This is a genomic window from Erythrobacter sp. JB1-4 (assembly GCF_057365025.1).
The window spans coordinates 1,135,573-1,159,619 of the sequence record NZ_CP200292.1 but is presented as its reverse complement, the minus strand read 5'-3'; the positions used below and the strand labels follow the sequence as shown (position 1 = coordinate 1,159,619).

Sequence of the window (24,047 nt, the reverse complement as noted above, 5' to 3'; positions counted from 1 at the left end):
CTAAAACCGGGCCGATAGGGTGAATAGCCCTCTGACAGGCCCGCGCTCCATCTGTAGTCCAGCGCGTTTCAGAGGCACTGCGACCATGGCATCCAAAGAATAACGACCTGCAAACGTGAACCTCATGCCGGTGCCCACCGAATAAAGGTCATCGTCCAATTCAGGCGCTTTGTTGTAAATCTTAGCCAGGTCGAAAAACGCGTAAGGCTGCACCGCCGTTTTACTACCCCACGGCAAGGTTGCAGTGCGCGCTTCTGTGGTCATGGCAAAACCGCTGTCGCCGATAATGGTGCCGGGATCATAACCACGCCCGACTGAGAAATTGCCCGCTGAAAATTCTTCAAATCCAAACAATCCGCCGCTCAGCGACAATTGCGCGCGCGGTCTAAAAGCGATGGCAAACTTGGGCGTAATTGCCAGTTCCAGATTGCCGGTTGCTCGGATGATCGAAGCGGTCGCCTCTCCATCCAGACGGCCGGGATTGATCTGTCCAGCGGGGCATTGAGGGCCGATGCACACATCGTTTGCGCCAAAAACATCAAAGCCTTGCCTAAATTCAAGCGAGGCCGACGCCTGATAACGCGGTGCTCGGCGGTCCAGATCGATGGAATCATAGTCAAACTTGAGCCAGCCAACCCGAATCCGGTCACGCGACAATGGGGCAATGAAATCCACATCCTGATCGATGTAATCAAACCCGCCGCTGAGATAGAAGTTTTCGCCTTGCGTGCGTTTCACCGGATAGCTTGCAGAAAGGCTTGCAAATAAAGTGGTGGCCTCAAGGTCTTGTACCGCAACGCCAAAATTGGCAGCTGTCCCAAGGTCAGGTTTTGTTATGGCGTAAGTGACAGAGCCATTGACCTTTAATCCAGACCCACCGGGCCGGAATTCATGCGAGGCTTGGAAGACCTCTTGCTCTTCAAAATCGCTACTGGTGAAGTAGGAGAGCGAGGTTACATCGCCAAGACCGGTGAGGCCGAAGAACTGCGCTTGTGCCTGTGCGCCAACGGGTCCTGTTCCCTCAGCGCCAAAGTTCTGCACCGCGACATTAAACGCATAACGCTCGCGCCTGACGGTGACTTCGCCGATAAGATCACCCGGCGCCCCGCCTGCCGGGCGAAGTGTCAGATTTACGGTGTAGCCGGGCAGATCGCGGGCCAACAACAGCGCGCGTTCCGCTTGATTGCGGTCAAAGACTTCATCCTCGGCAAGACGGCCCAAATATTGCTGAAGCTTGGCTTCTGCGCCGCGTGTTTCGCCGCGTGCGCGCACCGCGCTGATCCTGCCATAGAGGACTTCAAAGGTGACAGAGCCATCTTCAATACGCTGCGTTGGAACTTGTGTGGCCGCCAAGTAACCTTTGTTGCGAAGAATAGTCGCTGCGGCATCGCGGATTTCGCACAGGATCGCAACTGGCTGTTCTTGGCCCTTGAAGGGCACCCAGGCTGTTTCCAATTCCTGCGGACTTGCACCCTTAAGGCCATTGAATGTGACGTCTTCGATCGTGACCGTCACATCGGCATATTGCGGATCAGCGAGCGAACACGGCGAGCGTTCAATCCCGCCTTCCACTTCTAAGCGCGGTGCAGGCAGTTGCTCAGTTGGGGCAATGCCTTGCAATTCCTCGCGCGTAGGCGCGATTTGGGCCGACGCCCCGCTTGCCGCGGTCAGTGTCAGACCACCCAGCACAACTTGCCCAAATACAACGGGTACAGCTGCTGCCCAGCCACCTGCTTCGCAGGCTTTAGTCGATGTCATTATGCCCCCTTGGCGCCCCAACCCCTGCACCGCGCGCAACAATTGCACCCGATGCGTTCTGCTTAGCCCCCGTTTCGATAAGCAAATAGCCGGGGCGCGGCAAGGGTGTGTTAACCATAAAATTGTAAGCCCTTCTGTGACTTAAGGCACAAATCGCGAATTTGCGATGGATTTCAAAGCCTAACGCGGGCGGGTTAAATTCCATCCTGCTTGCGATAGGTGACTTTTCGATTTTGGGTGAAGCGCAATTGGAACTGCTTTCGATGTGAAAATGCTTGCGCGCGGCCTAGTGAGGTTCGATGTGCACGTGGCTGGGCCGCCTGTCTTTGCCGCGTTGATATGCTGTAAGATGGGCAATTTTGGGGGTTTTTAGACGTTTGAGCATGCCAGAGAACGAGCCCAATCTTGCCGGTGATCCCTTGATCGAAAACCGACAATTGCAGCGGACCATCGCTGAGATGCGCGAGGCTCTTGAGGATAAGGACCATGAAGCGCGCCGCCTCGCCCAGAAGGCTGAGGCGGATGCAGCGGCAGAAATTGCGCAGCTCAAAAATACGGTCCAATCCTTGCGCGATGCGCTTGAAGAGCAGGCGGCTGGCACGGGGGATGAGGTCCAAGGCGCGCGGGCAGAGGCGGCCGGGGAAATTCGCCAGTTGAAAGAAACCGCGCAAAGCTTGCGCGATGCCCTCGAAGAACAACGCTCTGAAACGGCGCGCGCGGTGCAGGCAGAGAAACAAGCGGCAGCCAGCGAGATCGCGAATTTGCAAAAAGCGTTGCAGGATCAGCGCGAGGTTATGGATGATTTGCGAGCAGATGCGGCGAAGGACAAACAGTCCATGGCCCTTGCGCATCGCAATGAGATTAGAGAGCTCGAAGCGATGGTGCAGAAGTTGCGCGATGCTCTGACGGAGACGGCATCATGAACGAGCTTTCCAAGAACATTGAGGCACACGATAAAGCGCCTGAGATTTCACAAGAGAAGCGTCTGAAAGAACTTCAGATGATCCTTGATGTGTCGCGCCAAGTGGCATCGATGGACACGCTTGATGGCGTGCTCGATACGCTGATGAGCGTGGCGGTCGATGCGGTGGGCGCGGATCGTGGTTCATTGTTCCTCCATGATCCAGCGACGAGCGAGCTTTACAGCCGGATTGCCCAAGGCATGAAACGCCGCGAAATTCGCATTATGGATGATGTAGGCATTGCCGGCGCTGCGTTTCATGGCGGCGAGGGGATGATCATCCACGATGCCTATGCTGATCCGCGCTTTAACTCAGATGTCGACCGGGAGACGGGCTTTAAAACGGAGAGCATCCTTGCATGCCCCGTGCGCAATGCGCGCGGTGAGATCATTGGTGTTGCGCAAACGCTGAACAAGCTTGAAGGTCAGTTTGACGAGCAGGATCTGGCGGTCCTTGGCGGGATCACGACGCAGTGCGCGATCACGCTTCAATCGATGCAGTTGGTCGAGCAAATGGAGGCTTCTCGCAAGCGCGAGGTTGAGTTTCTGAACATTGTTTCGGAGATGACGAGCGAGCTTGAGCTGACCACGCTCCTTCGCCGGGTCATGGCCGAGGCAACGACGATGCTTGATGCCGAACGCTCAACGCTGTTCATCAATGATGAGAAAACAAACGAGCTTTTCAGCCATGTGGGTGAGGGCCTTGATTCCATGGAAATCCGCCTTCCCAATACAGCTGGCATCGCGGGCTCAGTTTTTACGAGCGGCGAGGCGATCAACATCCCGCACGCTTACACAGACCTTAGGTTTAACCCTGCATTCGACAAACAATCGGGCTTTTTTACCCGTTCAATCCTGTGCGTGCCCGTGATCAACAAAGCAGGCGAAGTGATCGGGGTGACGCAGGTTCTGAACAAGCGCGGCGGACCGTTTAGCGACGAGGACGAAAGTCGCCTCAAAGCTTTTACCGCGCAGATTGCCATCGGATTGGAGAATGCAAAGCTGTTTGCCGATATCCAGTCGATGAAGAACTACAATGAGAGCATGCTGCAATCCATGTCGAACGGTGTGATCACCTTCGATGAAAAAGCGGAAAACCGCACCTGCAATCAGGCGGGCGAACGGATTTTGCGCGCGGCTGCGGGAGAACTGATCGGTCAGTCTCCTGAAGAGGTGCTAGGCGAGGCGAACCATTGGCTGGCAGAGACAATCGATGTCGTCTTCAAAGCGGGCCAAATGCAATCCTTGCAAGATGTGGAGCTGGTCTTTGCCGGTGAAACGGTCTCAGCCAATGTCACAGTGCTGCCCATGCAATCAGGTGATGAAGAGGCGCTGGGCACGCTTTGCATGATCGAGGATATCTCGGATGCAAAACGCGCCAAATCCACCCTCTCAAGATACATGGACCCTGGTGTTGCCGCCCAAATGTTGAGCGGTGGGGGCGAGGATGAATTCCTTGGCGGGAAAGACACAACCGCCACCGTGCTGTTCTCCGATATCAGAGGTTTTACCACCATAACCGAGACGCTTGGCGCGCAAGGGACAGTGGCGCTGCTCAATGACTATTTCGAATTGATGGTCGGCTGCATCACCGACCAAGGCGGCATGCTCGATAAGTTCATCGGCGATGCCATCATGGCTGCCTTTGGCATACCTGTGGGTCATGAGGATGATGAAGATCGCGGGCTCAAAGCCGGGATCAATATGATCGGCAGCTTGTGGGAGTGGAACAAGGAGCGCGAGGCGCGAGGGGAAATGCCAGTCGACATGGGGCTTGGCCTCAACACAGACCGAATTGTGGCGGGCAATATCGGCTCCAAAAAGCGTATGGATTACACCATGATCGGCGACGGGGTGAACCTGGCCGCGCGTCTGGAAAGCGCGTGTAAGCAATATTCCGCGCGCATTCTCCTCTCCGAATACACCGTTGCAAAATTGAAAGGCGTTTATCGCCTGCGCGAAGTCGACAAAGTGGTGGTGAAGGGCAAGACAGAGCCTGTGGGCGTGTTCGAATGCCTCGATTATCACGAGGATGCGACCTTCCCTGAACTGCAAGAGGTGCTTGGCTGCTTTAACGAAGGGGTCAAACAATACCGCCGCCAGGAATGGGACCGGGCAAGCGGCTTTTTCACCAAAGCCTTGGCCGCAAATCCCAATGATACGCTGAGCCAGACTTACATCGACCGGTGTGAGCTTATGAAAGCAAATCCTCCCGGCGATGACTGGGACGGCGTTTGGATTATGACCTCCAAATAGCTTTAACGCGCCACAGATCGCGGGTGCGCCAGATTTGATCACCTGAGGGGCAAGCTGGCTTTATCATATTCTTTATTCATTCCTTTTAGTGGCCTTGGCAAAGACGCGTATCTGCGTCGTAACCTGCTATAAACCACTTAGAGGAAGTCCAAATGAACCCTCACTCGATTGCCGCCCGCTCGACTGCAAAGTCCCTTTTGCTTGCCGGTAGCGCAGGCATTTTCCTTGCTCTTTGTGCCGCTCCTGCGGCTGCGCAATCTGAGTGCGTCGTTGACACCAACGGCGATGGGATTGCGGATAGCGTCAATGGGGCGGATGCGACCCAGCCAGAAGCGTTGGCATGCGGACAGAACGCGGCGGCTACAGGCTTTGGAGCGATTGCTTTTGGCACCAATGCTGGTGCGGTTGACGAATCGGCTGTGGCAATCGGCGGTGATCAGGACGGTGATGGAAACGGGGCCCGGGCGACCCAAGTGGGCGCTGTTGCGATTGGTGCGGATGCAGCGGCCACTGGCTTTGTTTCAACCGCTGTGGGATTTGATTCCAACGCGACAGGCGCTTTTTCTAGCGCTTACGGCTTTGATGCCTTTGCCGATGGCGACAGTGCTGTTGCCTTTGGACACCGTTCTGCAGCGACGGCCGAAATCGCCATTGCTGTGGGCGACCGCGCTGCTGCATCGGCCCGCAATACGATTGCCGTTGGAGGGCTAGCGCGGGCCAGCGATGAAAGCGCGATTGCGCTTGGCGGTGATCAAGATGGCAATGGCACAGGCGCGCGCGCCACACAGGTTGGCAGCATCGCATTGGGCGGTGACGCGGCTGCAACCGGCTTTGTCGCAACCGCTGTTGGTTTTGACGCAGATGCAACTGGGGCCTTTTCGTCCGCTTACGGTTTTGATGCTCAGGCAACGGGCGAAAACTCAACCGCTGTGGGTTTCAGCGCTGCGGCCTCTGAAACGGATGCAACAGCCATCGGGCAAGGCGCCAATGCAGGCTTCAGCGGCTCAACAGCTGTTGGTGCGGGCGCGGCGACCACGCGGGCAAATCAGGTTGTCCTTGGCGGTTCAGGAAGCTCAATTACGGTTGGCGATCTGACCGCAAGCACGGCTGCTCAAACAGGCGATGTCTTTGTTGCAACGGTCGATTCCTCGGGCACTTTGGGTCAGGGCGTTAACGTCAACTCCTTTGCGAGCGCTGCCAATGTCGCAGCGAATGTGACAGCCATCGCAGGCCTTGATACGCGCGTTGGCACCAATGAAACCGCGATCACAGACCTGAACGGGCGCGTTGGCACGAACGAGACGGCGATTGCTGCGAACACGTCGGCTGTGTCCAATCTTGATAACCGCGTGACCACAAACACAAATGCCATCGACAACAATACGCAATCCATCGCTTCAAACTCTGCTGCGATTGCCAATCTGCAATCATCAGTCGGCTTCAACTTTGCCCCTCAGATTGATGCATTGTTCGGCGAGACCGCTGCCAACCGTGCGGCAATTGAGCGGGCAAATGAAGGTGTGGCGATGGCGTTGGCGATGGAAACTCCAGCTTTGCCAGCGGGCACGATTTTCGCGCTCTCGGGAGGCGTTGGTGTGTTCGAAGGGCAGGGCGCAGGCTCGATGGCTATGTCCGCGCGTCTTGGCGACAATGCGTCGATCTCTGCAGGCGTAGGCGTCGGCCTTGAAAGCGGAGAAATCGGTGCACGCAGCGGCTTCCAGCTTGCTTGGTAAGCGTGCGGCGGTTTAAACCGCGCACATGACAAGATACCGATCACAGGTGCCGTCAATTGAGAGTTTGGCATCTCTTTTCATGCCGCGTGCGGATGCGCGTATGGGCGGCTTTCAAGCGATGCTTTGGGGCTTTGTTCTCATTGCCCTTGTTGCCATGACCCCTGCACCAGCACTTGCCGAGCAAACAAGGGGCGCGCAGCCTCCGCGCATTGATGGACAACCCACCATTCAATTGCCGCGCGCGATCCGGCCTACGCCTCGCCAGTTGGAATTGTCGAAGCTTTTGTGGTCGACGATTATCGCTGTTGATCATGCCAATCAGTCGGGCAATTATTCGGTCTTGCGCGATATCTCTGCCCAGGGCTTTCAAATCCAGTTTAACCCGGCACGATTGACCGAACTTTTCGCCGGGCTTCGCCGTCTTAATGTCGATCTGTCCAACGCGCTGCTTGTGCCTCCGACCTATTACGAGGCGCCCACTATGGTCAGCGACGACACATTTCGTGTGCGCGGCGTCTTTAACCTGCGCCCCATCGCGATCGAGTTCGAGGTCTATTACCAATGGGAGCAAGGGCGTTGGAAACTCTATGGTGTCGAGCTGAAGCCTAAGGAAATGGCCGCCGCGCAGTAAAGGCGCATGCTTGCCTTTTGTATCTGTACAGCGAACGTGTGCCGATGCCTTCGGACCAATGCCTAGCCTGCTCAGATCAACAGGCTCTAAGCCCCAACAGGTTTTCGTTCCACATCTGGCACGCCCTTAATGGGTTCTCTTGCCCTTGCGGTCATGTCGCGCGGGTCGATGGGTTCACCGCAATCTGAACAGGTGAGAACAGGGGCAATATCCGCGCCGCAAACCTTGTGTGTGCGTATGATCGGGGGGCCATGTTCAGTCCCGTAATATTGATCCCCCCAATTCACGATTGTGGAGATGACCGGATAGAGATCAACGCCCTTTGGTGTGAGACGATACTCAAAGCGGTCAGGGCGGGTTTGATAGCGATGGCGAACCAAGACGCCGTGCTCTTCAAGTTTGCTCAACCGGTTCGACAAGGTTGTTCTGGGTATGGAAAGGCGTTCTTTGAAATGATCAAAGCGCCTCACCCCCAAAAAGCAATCGCTCAAGATGAGGAGTGTCCAGCGGTCGCCCAGCACCGCTGACGAACGCGCGACGGAGCATTGTTGGTCGCTGATCTCATCCCACTTCACTCGCTGTGCCTCCTGAACGCTGCGAACAACTCTAACATGGACTCGGTCTATTTTTTAGACTAAATAGGGGCAAGGCGCAATCAAAAAGGGGATCATCCATGCCAGCTGCACCACCGTTTGACCCGCAAGCTATTGTCTCTGCCCAATATACCAAGCGCCCAGTGCGTGAAGGCGTGACGACCAAGAATGTCATTTGCGGATCATGTGACATTGCCTGCAATGTAGTGGCGGAGGTGCAAAAAGACCGGGTGACCCGCATCCGTTCATCCGACAACCCGATTTTCCGCGACAATATCTGCATGAAGGGGATCATTGCGCCCAAAGGATTTGCCAGTCCCAAACGTTTGATGAAGCCATTGAAGCGCGTTGGCGAACGCGGGTCTGGCCAATGGGAAGAGGTCAGCTGGGAAGATGCCATGGCTGATATCGGTGAGCGTTTGAAGGCAATCATTGCCAAGCACGGGCCGGAAAGCTGGGCGGTCTCCACCAGCCAATGGAACACCGCGACCGATCACGGGCTTGGCCGTAGGATCATGAACCACATTGGATCGCCCAATTGGATCAGCGGGGTGGCGCTTTGTGCTGGTAACACCGCAGCGGTCAATCGCTTTACTTTGGGCTGGCATCCGATGGGCGATTTTGCGAACACCAAATGCATCGTCTTGATGGGCCATAACCCGCGTCGTCACAGCTGGACGCCGATGTACAATTTCATCCGTTCAGCTCAGGCGCGCGGCGCGAAATTAATCGTGATGGACCCGCGCAAAAGCTCTAGCGCACAGCGGGCCGACATTTGGCTCCCTCTCAAAGTGGGCAGCGATGTCGCGATGATGTTTGGCTGGCTCAAAGTCATCATCGATGAAAAGCTCTATGATCGTGATTTTGTCGCCAATTGGACCCATGGTTTTGAAGAGCTTTGCGAGCGTGTGAACGAGTTTCCACTTGATCGCGTGGCTAAGCTTACAGGTTGTGATCCGGAAATGATCGCGAAAGCTGCGCGCATGTACGCAAGCGAAGGCCCCTCGATCATCCCGTGGACCCCGATCACCGATATGCAGCGTAATTCCACATCGGGCATTCGTTTGCAGAGCATTTTGCGAGCGATTTGTGGCTATGTCGATGCGCCGGGCGGTGAACGGCTTGAGGGCTTTAACCCCGATGTCATCAACGAAAGCACAATCGAGATGCACGAGGCGCTTTGCGATGAGCAAAAGGCCAAGCAACTCGGCTCGGCAGACCACCCCGCCTTCACCTATCGCGGGCAGGAGATGTTCAAACAGCCGACCAAACGCGTCTACGGTCAGGAATACGCCAATCTCATCATGGGCTGCCATATGGCGACACCGTCCGCGACCTTCCGCGCGATGGCGGGCCAAGGGCCGTACCCTGTCAAAGCCTTCTTCTTTCTCGGTAACAATCCGATGATGAGCTATGCCAATATGCACCTCATCATCAAAGCCATGATGAACCAGGATCTGATCGTTGCGCATGAGCAATTCATGACGCCCTCGGCTCAATTGGCGGATTATGTCCTTCCTGCTGACAGCTGGCTTGAACGTCCTTGGATGATGGATACCTTCGGCTGGACCTCAACGGTGCGCTTTTCTGAAAAAAGCATGGAGCCGCCGGGTGAATGCAAAAGCACGTTTGATTTCTGGAAGCTTGTTGCAGGCGCGCTTGACCGGCCTGAATTGGTGCCGTGGGAGACGGTTGAAGACCTCTACGATTGGCGTTTGGCCTCCACCGGCAAAACGTTTGCGCAAATGTGCGCAGAAACTGAAATCCACTTCGCCCCGCCTGAATATCGCAGATATGAGAAAGTCGGCTTTGCAACGCCCACGGGCAAGGTTGAGCTGAAATCAACCGGGCTTGAGGCGCTTGGCTTTGATCCCTTGCCCTATTTCCGCGAGGACCCGCCGGTCGACCCTGAATTCCCGCTCATGCTGTTTACAGGCGTGCGTGAAGATGGGTTTTTCCAAACCGGTCACCGCCACATCCCCGAAATGCGCAAACGTCATCCCGATCCGCTTGCCTTTGTCAGCCCAGGCACGGCAAAAACGCTCAACCTTGAAGAAGGCGAATGGGTTGAGGTTGCAAACGAGCTTGCAAGCATTTCCATCAAGGTCGCGATCAAAGAAGCCATGCCCGATGGCCTTGTTCGTGTGCCGCATGGATGGTGGAAACCGGAAATGGAACAGGGTGCAGGCAAGCTATCGGGTGCGCTTAAGTATTCCGATGCGCAGTTATGCCGCGACGATGAGGAATTTCTGGACCGTGAACAAGGCATTCCGCATTTGAAGGGCGTGCCGTGCCGTATCAACAAAATCGCCGGTTCGACGCTTGAGCCCGGTGTCGAGGTTGAAGCGGGGCCGCTTCACGTCGAGGAGCCTGCTCAATGAGCGTGCTCGACACATTGAAAGCCAAGCTGATGCTAAAAATCGCGGCCAAATCATCGCGAAACAAAAGTGTCACCGATAAAGTGTGCCGCCGCGTCTTGAACAAAGCCATATCGCGCCCTCACGAAGAGGACTTTATGCGCGATGAGCTGGTCGATAATGATCTTGGCTTTGATCCCGACGAGCTGGCCGAGTATCAGGCGCGGGGTAATAGCAGCAAGCCATACTCTTAAGAGCGCGCAAGTGTTGGCCCGGGCATCGCGAACCTGCGCAAAATGCGCGGGTGTCTTTCGGAGCGAATATCCCCGCTACAACGCCAACACCCGTGCCGCACTTGGATCGACGAGAAACAACCGGCCTTCATTGTCGGCAATCAGCGCCTTGCCTGAGCTGCGCTTTTGTCTCTGCTTTCGGCCTTGCAATCTGTCGGGCGGGCCAACGGGCAGGCGGGCAAGAGTTCTCAGTTCGAGTTCGTGCTCATGGATCAACCTCATTTGAGGGTCGCCGGCCTGATGTGCGCGAACGGTTGTTTTCATTAGCATCTCGCTTGCGCCCTCTATCGCGCGGGTGACGACCGCCGAGCGACCAAAATCGCAAGCCATCAGATGATCAACGCCTTGCTGTGTGCCGCGCTTAGCCATGACGGTGCGGATGTGGCGCTCTGTCTCCTCGTTCCACATGTTCATGGTGAGCCAACTGCCCTCTTTCGTCAGCGCAGTTTTCGAAGGCCCGTTGTCTTCATTCCACGCCCATTGCATCGGCGGGTTGGGTTCTCCGCTTGAAGGGTCTTCGCCTGGGCGCAAGATATAGGTCTGAAGCTCGCCATTGGTTTGATAGCGCCACACCTCGGTGACCCCGAAACGCTCGCGGCTCACATCCACGCTTGCCCAAGAGGCGCTGGTTTTGCCCTGATTAAACCCAGTCACCTGAAGTCTATCGGTAAGAGAGCATGACCAAAGAAACTCAAAACTTGGACGAGCCGCGGTCAATTGCGCCAGTTTGAGCGCTCCGATTTGCCCGCCCACCTGAACCAACCAACCCACCTCGTCTGTGACATCGTGAAAGGCCTTAAGGGCGATATTGCCGACCTCAACCAGGCTGCACGATACTGTGTCAAAGCATGCAATTTGTGTCAGACCAGCGCGGCCATTGCGCAAAACGATTGCCTTGCGCCCTTGTCCGGCAGGCACCAGCCCGCACACGCCTTCGATGCGCTTGCGCCAAAGCACCGCGCCTTTGCTGTTAAGCAGCTCCAGCATCTCGTTGTCTCGCCAGATCACAATCGCGCCAGTGCCATTGCCAGTGCCAGCGCCAACAACGCAGCCGTGGACGGCTGCAGCTTGCTTGGTCTCGGCAGGCGGTATGCGCCATTCGCGCGGTGGCTGTGTTTCGGACTGAACCAGCTTGGTCAGCTTTTGCAGATCGCGTGACAGGACCCGGTGCCCCGCCATTTTCAAAAGCTCGCTCAACGCATCAAGATCAGCGCCTTGCAATCTGTCAGAGCAATGCTGGATCGCACTATGAGAAATTTGCTCCAAAAGCGCGCTTGCCGGGCCTGCCCAAAAGGCCTCTTGCTCGGTTGCTTTGCGTGATCCCAGGCGTCGCAGGACCGCAAGCACATTGAACAGGTCGTCGCTTTGCTCAGGATCAATCATTGCCTCGCGCAGCTCGCTAAGGGCAAGGTCAAGAAGGTCGTCACCTGTGTCGGGTAGACGCATCGGATAGCCAGCGATGAGGCCTGCGTCTTTAAGTGAGCTTGCCAAAATCGCGCGCACGATTGCCTCGGCTGAAAACTGCTCATTGGCTTGCCCGCCCAAGATCACAGCTTTGAGCCACGATCTGCGAAGGTCGAGCAGCACCGTGTTTGCTTTCGCCTCATTGGCAAGAGCATCGGTGACCTGAACAGCGCGAAGGACCTGCCCGCTGTCGATCAATGCATCGGTCCATGCCTTTACAACGTCGGTATGGAAAACTGCGTCCTCGCCTTGGCTTTGCTGGGCCAATTGTTCGAAACAATTTGCCCGCATCGCCAATGCAAGCGCGTCCTCTTTTCGGCCCGCGCCATAAAGGAGCCTGACGGTGATCACCGGATCAATCCGGCTCCCAAGTGCCAGTCTTAAGGCCTCATCTGCCAACTTTGCTTTTTCAAGCAGAAGCACGGCTTGTTCGTGCTGCCCAAGGAGCTGGGAATAGATGAAGGCAGCCCGCCTAAAATCGCCCTCATTCTCCAGTTTTTGAGCCAGCACCAGATAGCTGTGTCGCAATTGCCAATCGCTCGTGGGATCAAGGATTGGGGAGCTGAAAGGGCTGTCGCCAAGTTGGAAATCCAGTTTTGCCCGGGCGCTTGGCAATTCGCGCGGATAAATGTTCTTCGCCTTCCGCTTGCCACCTGCATTGCCACCCAGCCTCAAGGCCATTTTGAGCGCTTCATCAATTTGCCCGCGCTCGATCATCCCTTCGACCTGACGCACCCGCCGGTTGAGTTGCTTGTGGACCTGGCTGAACGGATTTTTCCACGCAAGCCAGCCGCGAAAATTCTCAAATATGCTTGGCGCTTTGTAGCCGGATGAGCCCTGCCCATAGCGGCCAGCTTGACCCTGTGCGCTACTGCCGCCGCCCGCGCCACCGAAAAGGCCGCGCAAGAGCTGCACGACGACAAAACCAATAATAAGCGGGATCAAAAGGCCGCCGCCCGATGTGATGACCGCAACCACGACCAAAAGGAGCACCAGGATCCAAAGAATCCAAAATAGCGTCTTGAACAAATCCCAGACGGCGGGCCAGGTGTTCGCCAAATGCCACCCCAATGCGCGCAGCCGCTCACTTGCTGGACTTGGCCGATCAAACGCTTTGCGCATATCGCGAAATGGGTCTTCGTTGGAATTTTCATCGATTGGGAAGAGGCGCGCGGCTAAGCCTTCTTCGATTGCAGAGCCAAATGGCTTGGCAGTTTTGCGAGGCTTGGAGACCTCCTCGCTAGGCGCTGAATGGTCCGTCTTGTCCTGCAAATTGGGTTTGGGGGGGCTATAGGCCTTATGGAGAGTGACCTGCGGCATATCCCATAGCCAGCTTCGCTCAATTGACGCCAGACGGTGCAGCGAAAGGGTGTGCGAGCGGCCATTCCACCACAAATCCACAGCGCGAATGCTTGAAGGCGTAATGCGCGAGTTCGCATCGACAGATAGCGCCCGATCGCAGAGCCGTTCCCTCACATAACTGGCGAGCACGCCGGGCCGGGTGAGTGTAAGCGGGAAAGCTGCTGGGAAGAGCGGCGCTGAGCGGCGGTTGGCCTTGCGAAATAGCACTAGAAGCAGGCGGCGCGCGTCTTCTCCCTCACCCACCATGCCTTCGCGGATATCGGCAATCTCGTCCCGTATTGCTGTGAGCTCGGGCAATGGCGCATCGGGATAGAGCAGGAATGCCAGTCCGTAACAAGGCTCTGATCCGCTCAATTTTGTGATGGTGGGCGGGCTGGCAGGCGCGCTAGCGCGCGAACGTTTCGCCGCTTGGCTAGCGCCGTTTGCTTTGCGCGCTGAGCCTTGTTCCCTTGCGCGCACAGCGGGCCGAGCTCCTATGATTTGCTGCCCGCTCATGAGCTCTGCCTCACAACGAGTTGGGGCGCTTTGTCGGCTGTTTCATTCAGCCACAGTTCCTCTGTCTGACGCTCTCCATTGACCAATTTTTGGTGAATGGTGATCAGCCGTTCCGGCACGCCTCCCTCATCGCCTTTGATGACCAGCATTTTGGCATTGGATTCGAGGATATGTACAATCTGGTCTGCGTCTTTGCCCAAATCGATAGGCTTTTGGGTTCGCACTTTTCCGCCGCCGTGAAAGCGCACAAACTCAACGATACCTTCACCGCCAATGCGCGCATCAGACCAAAGTATCGCGTGGACCTCATTCTTCTTGAGCCATAGCGACAAAAGCCGCTGATCAGGCGCTGTGGCAAATTCAAACCCATCATCAAACGCTGGCGAATTGCGCGTGTCTGCGCTGGCGGCTTTCCATTCCCCTGGATTGACCGAATAGCCTAAAATCGCAGTGGTTTGAGACCAGAATAATCCCGAAAACCCCTTGTTGGGGACGGTTTCATTGAGGTGGAAGCGGCGCACCATTTCATCAGAAGAGCGCCGGTGGATCTGCAGAAGTGTCCCGCTTGAGATATCGTTTCGCACCATGTGATGTTGCCCTCTGGAGAGCAGGATATGGGGCGTCGATGGCTGTGTCAGTGACCCACGTCGATCCAACCGAAAGCGTGCGCCCGAGCGGCCGAAGAGATCGACGGTTCCCCCCAATTGATAGTCGGTGTCGACCATTGTCGGCAGGGCGTATCGATCATGGCGGCAAAGGTCATCGGTCACCGCGACCCGGTGCGAGATTAGCGTTCCTTGGCGATCATTATCCCGTTCTTTCAAAAGAAAGGTTTGAAACAATAAGCGGTGCTTGTCCTTCCACCGGCGAAGCAATGCGAGCTTGAGGAGATCGTTTTCAATCTCAACACCGGCGATATCAAGGTCATTTTCGAGCGGCACGAACCAGTGCCACTTCTGCCCCTTATAATGGCCCAGCCTTTGCACCAAAAGCCCGCTTGCCAGCCTGATAATCCTGTAGTTCCCGCTTGGTGTTGCAAGATAGCGCTGTTCCCAGCCCTCTGGCTTTGGCCGGTGGGCTTTGGTTTGCGCTTTCTCAGCCTTCTTCGGAACCGCAAAGGGGCGCTCTAAAGCTGATAGGCACAGCTTGTCATCGCTAAGCGAAATCTGGCCTTGTGCGATTTCCATATGCGCCTTTTGCACCGTGATCAGCGCCTGACGCGGCTCGCCCCTGACGTGCGGTGCAAGGGTGAAGTTTAACGAATTGGCCTCGTCGAGCAGTGCGGGTCGCAGGCCCATGCAATCATCGCCAGACCCCACTAGCCAATCGGCATGCGCTGGCCGATCGCGCATGTCCTCTTGATCATTTTGCGCCTCCCAAAGCGCCCGCGCCTCGGCAATATCATCAGCGCTTGCATCCCTGAACGATGCAGAGCGCAAAAAGCGCTTGATGGAATTGACCGTGATCCCTTTGCACCAGGTGAGCTCGCCTGTTGTTGGCAAATAGCACCATTCAAACCGTCCTCCGCGCCGCTCAGCCACGCGGGCAAGAAAAAAGATGCTCGCAAGAGCAATCAAGCGGGCGTGGCCCATGACGCCCGGCCCCATGGACACTATCACACGCCACACCTGCTTTGCGCCCGGATCGGCAAATTGGCGGTCGTGAAAAAGCGTTTCTGCCTCGGCCAGGCGCCGCAAAAACTCCAAGGGCGCCTCGGTTTGAAGCAGGAGCTCGCTTTGCAAAATTTGATCGATTGTGCCGCGATTGGTGAGACCGCTTAGGCCTTCGAACTCGCCTTGGCGCGCCTCCTCTTTCACCTCCAATTTGCGCGAGAAGACCTCAAACTGGGCCAATTGACCCATGAGTATTTGCGCAAGGGCAGGCGAGAGCCTTTCAAGCACTGGTGCAAAAGGCTTGTAAGCTTCTGGCAATTCATCGGGTTTGGGCGGGGCTGCAAGAGTGTTCATGATCAGGCTGTGTCTTGGCGCTGAAACTGAACGGGATAAATATCAACGGCGCTCGACACTGTGTCGCCCTCGTCAAAGCGCGGCACAATGATCGCTGGCGGGCGAAAGGCTGTCTCATCTGCAAGCCGCTCCAACAGGTCGCTTGCAAGATCATCGGGCACCGCAAGCGCGCAGCCAACTGGAAAATACCAGCCGTGCTGCGCTTCAAACAAGGAAATCGCTCCCTCGACGGTGGGCACCATGGCGTCTTTCTCCCCGGGAAGGGGCCGCGCAAACACCGCCGCCCACCCTTCGCCAAGCGCGATTGGCAGGCTTTTTTGAAACGCCGTCTTGCCTGCCATTGAACGGGCAAGATCAGCCTGTGCATCTGCCCCTGTCACAAGCAAGGCATCAACCGATTGGAGCGGATCAACCTTCTCCCAGCGCATTATTCAGCCGCGTTTTGGGTAGGCGCCCCGCTCGAACCGTCCGAGCTGTGATCAGGGGACGATGATCTTTGGAGCGCACTTTCGATGCGCCCGCGTGCGGCGCCCAGATCTTCAGGCAGAGTGTCTTTTGAGAAAGCCGCATCGATACGCGTCAAAAGTGTCTCTAGGCGCACGAGCCAATATTCCTCCTCGCGCTTCCCTGTTTCTGAGACCCCTGTTTCCGAGCCCCCTGTTTCTTTTGGGCGAGCATCCAGCATTTGTTCGGCCTGCGCACAAAGCTGAGCTGCGTGAGCAACAAGTCCATGAGTGGAAAGCGCAAGGCTTTGCGTCAAAACAGGATTGCGGCTTTCGGAAAGCTCGGAATGCAGCAAATCGCGAAGCTCTGCTTGGCGTTCGCGTGATTGCACCAAATAGCTCGTCGGCCACAAATCCTCGCGCGCAGCGGTGTCGCTGCCGCGAAGCAAGGCCGCCGCCGCAATCAGTTTGAGTCCTTTGACGAGCTTGCGATCCGACATCGGAACACCAAGCAGGCGGATTTTGCGGACCAGGTGGGCGTAATCCTCGCGGATAGGGGCCACGTCGACCCTAAGGGCTGCTTTTTGCAAGCTGTCCAAGACGCCGCGTTTCAATGGTGGGACAGTGTCATGCTCGCTCAAAGCCTCATTCCACCCCGCTTGAAGCAGGTCGCCCAATTGGTGATCCGCCACAGGATCAACAAACATCGTCAGCAAGAAACGGTCGGCAAACGCTGCCAAAGCGGCATCTGTTGGCAATTCGTTTGAGGCTGCCACACAAGAGATCAAAGGCACTTTGGCCTCAAACTGCCCGCGCCGGTAGGTTCGCTCATTCAGAATTTTGAGCAGCGAATTCAGGATCGCAGTCGAACCCAGAAAAATCTCATCCAGAAAGGCAATCTCAGCCTCTGGCAACATGCCCTTTGTGACAGGGCGCACTTCGCCATCGCGCAATGCTGCAAGGTCGAGCGCGCCGAACAATTCGCCCGGTTCAGTAAAGCGGCCAATCAGATACTCAAAACTTGATGCATCAAGCGCCTGCGCCACCGCTTGAACCGCGGCTGATTTACCAGTGCCCGGCGGCCCGATAAGCAGAACATGTTCGCGCGATATCAGGCCAAGCATCACCAACTCCATCAAGGAGCGGCGCGCGACAAATTTGGCTGAAAGCGCGTCAAGATGGCGATCGACCTGTTCGACGGCCTGAGAGATATCAGCATTGGTCATAAAATAGAATTGCGCCCCCTAAAGCACTCAGAAGAGGCGTATACATCGCTGTGTTACATCACAATGGCGAATTGTCCGCGCCGCCTATAGCCGGGCTTCAAATACTTCGTGCGTTGCCTCTTCAATCTGTTGGCCCTGCCATATTTGGTAAAGCCTATTGCCCAGAATATCTCCGGGGCCTGATGTGAATTTTGGATGGCCGAAATGCGTCATCACTTCATGCTGCTGCTCCAATGCTTCGCGATCCTGAGCAACCACCGGGGCCAGAAACAGACGAATTGCCGCCTGTTTCAGCCATCCGGGCGCAAGGCCTTTGGGAGTTGAAAATCGCGCGAACGGGGTAAAAGTGCCATCGGTTGCAGGCGTGAAGATCGCCGTCACGCACAAGGTCAATTGCGTCTCCCCCTCCCAGCGCGCCTGGACAGTCGTGGGTGCGTGATAGCGCGAAACACTGCGGGTGCGGTCGCGCTCAAGAAACCGCGACATGAGGCCAAGATCAGGCTCGGTTTGCTCGATCGTCATGGCAATCCCATCGCTATGCGTGGTGACCACCAGATTGACCGGCAGTCTTTTGTCGCGCCTGCGGATAAAGCCGTGGTGGAGGTGGTTTGTGTGGAAGGGATCCATCACATTTTCGATCGCATCAAAGGCCCTGCCGCGCCATGTGCCTTGCTGCCACCAGAAATGATCGAGCTCGCGATTGCCGAAATCGGGGGGAAGATCAGGCTGCGCACAAGCTGTCTCAGAAAGCGTTACAAAGATGGCACCGTGCTGCTCATACACTTGCAAAGCTTTGGCCTTTAACGCTTTATCCCCCCGCGTTTGCGCAAGGCAGCCGGGGACTTCTTCGCAGGCTCCATCCTGACCAAAGCGCCATCCATGATAGGGGCATTCCAAAGTGCCCTTATGGATACGGCCCTTGGACAAAGGGAAGTTGCGATGGGGGCATCGGTCGACAAGCGCACCAAGGCCCGTTTCGCTGCGAAAAAGCGCAATGGGCGTGTTGCAAAGGCTGACTTTGCGCACATCGCCAAGCTTTACGTCGCGCGAAAGTGCGACCATGTGCCACGCATCGCTTACTGCTTTTGGGAATGCCATCAGGGTAGCTCCTCACCATTCCATTCAATGTCATAGGTTGTGGCCGCGTTGGTCGATATGCGTTTGCATTTGCCTTTCAGCATAAAGGTGCTCGCATCGCATAAAGCGCCAAGGACGGACCATCTGTCATGGCCGCGCGATATTGCATCGCTTCCGGATTGAAGAGACCGCCACCAATCGCTCAAACGCCCCCGTGCCAAAGCTTGGGGAAGGCCAAAGACGAGCATCGCAGGGCCAAGATAGGATGGGACCTGTTTCCGCATGGCGATGGCTTCGCCTTTGCCAATTGCGCCAGCCAGGCGTCCTTCACCGACAAGCGCATGGACGCCGCTTGTCGCACGCGGATTGCACTCAAGGAAGTAGGGTTTTCCAGCGCCATCAATGATCACATCAAAGCCAAACTGACCGTGCAAATTGGCTGTGCGCGATAGTCGCTGCACGGTATCATACAGCCGCTCATCAATCTCAGGGTCCAGCGGTTCAAAGGCAAAACAAGCCCCGCCTTTCATGCGCCAGTTCGATGCATAGCTGGAAAAGCCCACCAAAGAGCCTCGGCGTGCAATCATGTGGATGCACACCTCCCTGCCTTGCACACGCTTTTGCGCGATCCAGCCTTGGTCCAAACGCTTTGCGACTTTGCGCAGACCGTCTTTTCCCGGGGACACCAGTGTTTGGTCGCCAAAGCGGCTGAGGCGTGGTTTGAACACCCATTCTGTGCTCTTACGCGAGAAGGTTTCAAGGTGAAGCTTGCCCTCTATCTCGTGAGTTTCAGGCACATGAAGGCCCCATTCCTTTGCGCTATTAGCGAAGGTGAGCTTGTCATGCAGCTGTGCCAGCATCGCCATGTCAGGCGCGAACAAGCGGCCTGCCAAATGGTGCTCAAGGGCAGGGGCTGCGAGGTGAAAAACCTCTTCGCAAGTGGGCACAATCAGATCGATATTGTGCTCGCTCACCATCTTCGCAATGGCCGACCTGAAGGCGTCGCCTTGTTGTCTTGGGGGCGGATAGGCATGGTGCTTGGCGCGAAGCGATGACCAGCGCGCCATTCGCGAGACCACACTGTCGGCCAAATGCACATTCCAGCCAGCCGCCCTGAAATCGCGCGCAATATCAAGAGCTGCTGCTGCCCGCGCGCCGGTTATAAGAACGCTTTTAGGCACCGGCCCACCTCACTTTGCAGCGCTTGGTTTGAGGCCACGTTTTAAGGTCGCGCACCACTTTGACCGGTAGGCCGCTAAGCGCCTGGAGGGTGCTAGATGCGCGTTGTTCAAAGTCGGTTGGACAGCGCTGCTCAATGCGCAAAGTGACGCGTTCGTGATCTGCGATAGCCTGCCAGGCCTGCCAATTGCCGCTCCCTCCCTCGACCGCGTCTACAACTTCGCGCGGGGTGATAACGCGCGTCCCAAGATGCCACAGATCGCTCACGCGGCCTTGCGGGGGGAGGATGACGCGCCCGCCAAATCCGCACGGGCACCGGGCTGACGATGTGAGGGGGTTGGTGCTCTCATCAAGCTCAAGGAAATCATCGGTGCGCAGCCTGACGATAGGCTGACTTTTGCGGCGCAGATCGGTCAGGATGGGACGAAAGCCCTGCGTGCCAGCCACCGCCTCAAGTTCAAATTCAATCGCATGCTCATTGAGATGCAAGCGGCCATGGCTGCATTCAGCGGCAAGAAATCCTTCCGTGGCTTGGAAAATCCCGCGAGGGCGCACTCCAAACGCTTTGGTTATGGCCTCGACCTGTGCCGGGCTGATGGGCTCGCTCCCGCAAAAGATATGCTCAAGGTCAGGAAAATGAGGGCGCAGCTTTGCCATTTCCATCAAGCGGTGCGGGGGGGCGATCAATATGGTGGGCGCAAATGCCTTGAGGCGATCCATCACCTCTGATCGTTCACACTCCAGCGGAACATGCAGAAACGAAAAACGCGACCCACGCACATCACTATAGAGCGCGTTGTTGGCGCGCAAATGCAAGGCAAGGCGTTGTTTCTTGAAAAGCGCCCTTAAAGGCAAAAGTCGCGCTAAACTTTGGCCAATGTAATCGGCGCGCTCCGCACCGTCTGTCACAAACAGGCCGCGCTCACCGCCGCTGCTGCCCGTAGACCAACCCGCTGTCATCTCACCATCAGGCGCTTGGCCTGCTTCTGCTCCGTCGGCTAGCGCGCGCAGCTCCTCGTCCGATTTGCCCAAGGAATTCCACGCGCCATAGTCGGATCGCAGTTGCGCGGTGTCGGTCACTGGAAAATCCTCAAGCGGCTTACCGCAATAGAGCGCAAGCGCTGGTGTCCGGGCGATGGTGGGTTGCAGCTGCGACCACAACCGGGCGCGGGCGTGCGCAAGCTTGGCAGGAGACTTTCGCATCGCCATTCGCGTGCGCCACCAGGCGGCAAAGATAAGATCAGGCCTCATCATCGCCTCTAAAGGCCCGAGCGCTAATGGCACAATGCGAAGGCAGGATCGCAAGCTCACCATTGTTGCATGATGCTGCGTGGAGCCGCTCAAGCGTGCCTCGATAGATGCGCGTGTCGCCCAATAGCGCGGTGGTAATACGCGGAGGGGGCGGCGCTCTTTGATGGCTTGGCCTGACCAAACCGCGTCGGCTGCAAGAAGCACAGGTTGGTCTTCATGTGTGGTCAAGGCAAGGCCCCAATGCCCTTCGCAATGTCCGGGCAGATCGACGGCTATCAAGCTTCCATCGCCCAGAATATCGCGGCCTTCTTCAAACGGGGCAAAGCTGCTTGGCAATGGGCACGCCGGTGCCTCTTCAAAAAAGTTTGCGCTCCCATCAATGGCGTGTGGCACCAAAGTCGTTAGCAGCCCGCGCCGGACCCGGCCCAATCTTCCCGGCTTTCGTAAAGATTGAAGGCCCGCTTTTGCGCAATAGACAGGCCGATCCGCCAAATGCCGCATGCCAGCGACATGATCACCGTGGAAGTGCGAAATGATCGTGCCTGCAATCTGGCCCTCGTCGATATCATGCGCCTTTAGCCAGGCGTGCCAATTGAGCTCAGCGCCAATCTCAACCGGTGTCGTCCAACGATAGAGCCTTTCGGGAAAGGTCTGTGTTGCATCCTCAAAGGCGGGATCATAGCCGGTGTCGAACAGGAAAAGGCCTCGGGCTGGATGTTCGATCACTCCGACCAGCGCAGGAAAGTCGACCGCGCACACGCTGCCACCAGACATCGTCATAATCTGAGGATGCCGGGTTGATCCGCGCTCCAGCCAGCGAAAGCCCACTTTGATCATGCGCCTTTCTCCCCTGCTGCCTGCTCTGCTTTTTTCTGGGCTTGACCTAGCAGCGTCGCAAGACCGTCATAGCGCGGCGTATAGCCAAGCGATTGCTGCGCCTGCGTCAGGTCGAAGCTTTGCGAATAGGCAAGGGTTGCGAGGGTGTAGCGCGTCAAAAGGGGTTCCGTCTTGCGACCAACAAGCGATCCAAGACCCTCTGCTGCCCCTGCGAAAAGGCGTAAAAGCGCCATGGGCGGTGTCGCATAGTGTGGGTCTTTGCCCAGTGCCTTTGCAAGGGCTTGCGCGACCTCCTTTATTGGCATGGGCTTGCCCCCGGAGATATTGATGGCTTGCCCGCTAAGCGCGCTCGCACGCTCTTCCGCCTCGCAGATGGCCCAAGCTGCATCGCGAAGATCGGTTAGTTCAATCAGAGCCTTGCCTGACCGCGGCAGTGGTATCCTTGAACGCTGCGCCATTTCAGCAAGCTTTGGCAATATCACCTGGTCCCCCTCGCCCACCAATGCGCGCGGCCTAATCGCGCAGCAGGCGAGCTGATCACCGCGCGCGGCAAGCACCAATCGCTCAGCTGCAAGCTTGGTTTGAGCATAGTGGTTGAGGGGCGGCGTAGCGGGTTCATCTTCTTGGCCAATACCAACGCGGTCTTGGAAACCAGCAAAGATTGAAGGCGAGGAGACAAAGACAAAGCGCGAGATGTTTTCTTGCAAGCTTGCGTCAAGCAAACGCTGTGTCACCGCGACATTGGCGCTCTCAAACTTTGCGCGCGGACCCCAGCTTGCCGATAAAGCCGCGGCGTGGATCACACTTTCACAACCCTTGAGCAATTGGCGAAGATCAGCTGTCTGCTCAAGATCGCAAGCGACAAATTGCGCGCCCAATTGCTCAAGTCTCTCGCCTGCTCCGCCGCGCCGACCGATGGCTCGTACGTGGTGGCCGCGCGCGATCAATTCGCGCGTGCAGTGCAGTCCAAGACCGCCGGTTGCGCCTGTCAAAAGGATGCGCCGCTTGCTCATATCTTTAAGACCATTGCGCTCGCGCTAATGCCTGCTGCTGTGCCCAAAAGAAGCACATTGTCGCCGCGCTTTGCAGTGCCGGTTTCAAGGGCATGGCTTAAAGCCACCGGGATTGATGCTGCGATTTGATTTCCATGGGTCGAAAAAATGTCCACCACCCTTTGGCAATCGGGTGCAAACAGGCGTTTCACATGCTCCACTCCGGGCGCGCTTGCCTGGTGGCAAATCACACAGGCCAATTCATCCTTGGTCAGCCCCGCATCTCCAAGAGCTTTTTCAATCACACCGGGCAAAACCTTCGCCGCCGCTTTAAAAATGCCAAAGGCGTCCATTTCAAAATACGATCCTTCAACCAGCGCATCATACCCCTCGCTCACCCGCAGCCGCGTTCCGCCAGAGCGCAATTGGGCAAGCGTATTGTGCGCGCCCATCGTAACACTTGCCTGTGCGGCAATTCCGCTTTGATCATTATCGCACGCCTCGATCACCAGTGCAGCCGCGCCATCGCCAAAGATCGACCGGGTCTTGGGCACATCAGGATTAAGTCCAGCGGTCGCGATGTCACTGGCAAACACCAACGCCCTCTTCCACCGCCCGGTGGCAAGTCCCATTGCGGCCACATCAAGGGCGGCCATGAAGGAAAGACACGTCTGGTTGACGTCGAAACAGGTGATCCCTGACAGGCCCAAACCAAGCCTGTCTTGCACCAGTGCAGAAGTCGAGGGGATGGGCTGCTCCATCACGCCGCACCCGCCGATGATGACATCAAGCGATGCGCCGTCACACTCAGCATTCGAAAGTGCAATTCGAGCAGCCTCAGCGGCCATAAAGGAGGTCGTCTCATCCTCGCTTGCGACATGGCGCACAGCAATTCCAAATTCAGCCTCAGTCCAACCGGGTGGTTGGCCAAATTGCTCGTCCATTGCGCGCGAAGTCAAGGTGTTGCGCGGTCGATACGCGCCTGAACCCAATACTTTGAACCTGCTTAGCACAGCTGTGTCTCCATTCGATTCGCTCATACATTCTCACATAATTGAGCAGTGTTCAATTAATAATTAGACAATGTTCAATTTATCCGCTACAAATCCCGCCGTGGGACGAAGATCAGACCATTCTGCGACTGAATTGCGCGACTTGTTGATCGCGTGCGG

At 56.6% G+C, this 24,047-nt stretch carries 18 protein-coding genes; 6 read left to right on the top strand and 12 right to left on the bottom strand.

Translation table 11 applies throughout. The features are described 5' to 3' along the window. Entirely contained in the window at positions 1 to 1,758 is a 1,758-nt protein-coding gene (locus AC0V61_RS05150; protein WP_486156199.1) for a ShlB/FhaC/HecB family hemolysin secretion/activation protein, read from the bottom strand. Then, positions 1,745 to 1,876, bottom strand: coding sequence for a hypothetical protein (locus AC0V61_RS05145; RefSeq protein ID WP_486156198.1), 132 nt, complete (start codon positions 1,874 to 1,876; stop codon positions 1,745 to 1,747). The genes AC0V61_RS05150 and AC0V61_RS05145 overlap by 14 nt, the downstream gene beginning before the upstream one ends. A gap of 265 nt (positions 1,877 to 2,141) precedes the next feature. On the opposite strand from AC0V61_RS05145, the gene AC0V61_RS05140 reads away from it, so the two are divergent. The 4 genes from AC0V61_RS05140 (at position 2,142) to AC0V61_RS05125 (ending at position 7,339) form a co-directional block, all read left to right on the top strand. After that, complete coding sequence (locus AC0V61_RS05140) at positions 2,142 to 2,681, top strand: hypothetical protein (protein ID WP_486156197.1); 540 nt, start codon at positions 2,142 to 2,144, stop codon at positions 2,679 to 2,681. Continuing rightward, positions 2,678 to 4,975: a GAF domain-containing protein gene (locus AC0V61_RS05135; RefSeq protein ID WP_486156196.1), complete on the top strand. Its 2,298-nt coding sequence runs from the start codon at positions 2,678 to 2,680 to the stop codon at positions 4,973 to 4,975. The genes AC0V61_RS05140 and AC0V61_RS05135 overlap by 4 nt, the downstream gene beginning before the upstream one ends. Before the next feature lie 152 nt (positions 4,976 to 5,127). Next, entirely contained in the window at positions 5,128 to 6,708 is a 1,581-nt protein-coding gene (locus AC0V61_RS05130; protein ID WP_486156195.1) for a YadA-like family protein, read from the top strand. 25 nt (positions 6,709 to 6,733) lie between these two features. Next, positions 6,734 to 7,339: a hypothetical protein gene (locus AC0V61_RS05125; RefSeq protein WP_486156194.1), complete on the top strand. Its 606-nt coding sequence runs from the start codon at positions 6,734 to 6,736 to the stop codon at positions 7,337 to 7,339. Between the two features lie 86 nt (positions 7,340 to 7,425). Here the strand turns inward: AC0V61_RS05125 and AC0V61_RS05120 are convergent, their stop codons facing one another. Further along, positions 7,426 to 7,914 carry a winged helix-turn-helix transcriptional regulator gene (locus tag AC0V61_RS05120; protein ID WP_486156193.1) on the bottom strand — a complete coding sequence of 163 codons (489 nt, stop codon included), beginning with the start codon at positions 7,912 to 7,914 and terminating at the stop codon, positions 7,426 to 7,428. A gap of 98 nt (positions 7,915 to 8,012) precedes the next feature. On the opposite strand from AC0V61_RS05120, the gene AC0V61_RS05115 reads away from it, so the two are divergent. Together AC0V61_RS05115 and AC0V61_RS05110 are read left to right on the top strand one after the other, a co-directional pair. Continuing rightward, positions 8,013 to 10,313: a molybdopterin-containing oxidoreductase family protein gene (locus AC0V61_RS05115; RefSeq protein ID WP_486156192.1), complete on the top strand. Its 2,301-nt coding sequence runs from the start codon at positions 8,013 to 8,015 to the stop codon at positions 10,311 to 10,313. Next, positions 10,310 to 10,543: a hypothetical protein gene (locus AC0V61_RS05110; protein ID WP_486156191.1), complete on the top strand. Its 234-nt coding sequence runs from the start codon at positions 10,310 to 10,312 to the stop codon at positions 10,541 to 10,543. Before AC0V61_RS05115 ends, AC0V61_RS05110 begins: the two co-directional genes overlap by 4 nt. Positions 10,544 to 10,618: 75 nt before the next feature. Here AC0V61_RS05110 and AC0V61_RS05105 read toward each other — a convergent pair whose 3' ends face one another. From AC0V61_RS05105 to AC0V61_RS05065, 9 genes are all read right to left on the bottom strand, one after another. Then, positions 10,619 to 13,903, bottom strand: a complete 3,285-nt coding sequence (locus tag AC0V61_RS05105) for a hypothetical protein (RefSeq protein ID WP_486156190.1) — start codon at positions 13,901 to 13,903, stop codon at positions 10,619 to 10,621. Then, positions 13,900 to 15,870: a hypothetical protein gene (locus AC0V61_RS05100; RefSeq protein WP_486156189.1), complete on the bottom strand. Its 1,971-nt coding sequence runs from the start codon at positions 15,868 to 15,870 to the stop codon at positions 13,900 to 13,902. Before AC0V61_RS05100 ends, AC0V61_RS05105 begins: the two co-directional genes overlap by 4 nt. A 2-nt stretch (positions 15,871 to 15,872) precedes the next feature. Beyond that, entirely contained in the window at positions 15,873 to 16,298 is a 426-nt protein-coding gene (locus AC0V61_RS05095) for a hypothetical protein (RefSeq protein ID WP_486156188.1), read from the bottom strand. Next, positions 16,298 to 17,539: an AAA family ATPase gene (locus tag AC0V61_RS05090; RefSeq protein ID WP_486156187.1), complete on the bottom strand. Its 1,242-nt coding sequence runs from the start codon at positions 17,537 to 17,539 to the stop codon at positions 16,298 to 16,300. Before AC0V61_RS05090 ends, AC0V61_RS05095 begins: the two co-directional genes overlap by 1 nt. 84 nt (positions 17,540 to 17,623) lie before the next feature. After that, positions 17,624 to 18,637, bottom strand: a complete 1,014-nt coding sequence (locus tag AC0V61_RS05085; RefSeq protein WP_486156186.1) for a Rieske 2Fe-2S domain-containing protein — start codon at positions 18,635 to 18,637, stop codon at positions 17,624 to 17,626. Continuing rightward, complete coding sequence (locus AC0V61_RS05080) at positions 18,637 to 19,797, bottom strand: ATP-grasp domain-containing protein (RefSeq protein ID WP_486156185.1); 1,161 nt, start codon at positions 19,795 to 19,797, stop codon at positions 18,637 to 18,639. The genes AC0V61_RS05085 and AC0V61_RS05080 overlap by 1 nt, the downstream gene beginning before the upstream one ends. Next, positions 19,790 to 21,883: an MBL fold metallo-hydrolase gene (locus tag AC0V61_RS05075; protein WP_486156184.1), complete on the bottom strand. Its 2,094-nt coding sequence runs from the start codon at positions 21,881 to 21,883 to the stop codon at positions 19,790 to 19,792. The genes AC0V61_RS05080 and AC0V61_RS05075 overlap by 8 nt, the downstream gene beginning before the upstream one ends. Further along, on the bottom strand, positions 21,880 to 22,896 hold the full coding sequence (locus AC0V61_RS05070) for an NAD-dependent epimerase/dehydratase family protein (protein ID WP_486156183.1): 1,017 nt from the start codon (positions 22,894 to 22,896) through the stop codon (positions 21,880 to 21,882). Before AC0V61_RS05070 ends, AC0V61_RS05075 begins: the two co-directional genes overlap by 4 nt. Beyond that, positions 22,893 to 23,915 (bottom strand): 3-oxoacyl-[acyl-carrier-protein] synthase III C-terminal domain-containing protein, encoded by a 1,023-nt coding sequence (locus tag AC0V61_RS05065; protein WP_486156182.1) that lies wholly within the window; start codon positions 23,913 to 23,915, stop codon positions 22,893 to 22,895. Before AC0V61_RS05065 ends, AC0V61_RS05070 begins: the two co-directional genes overlap by 4 nt. Positions 23,916 to 24,047: the final 132 nt, after the last annotated feature.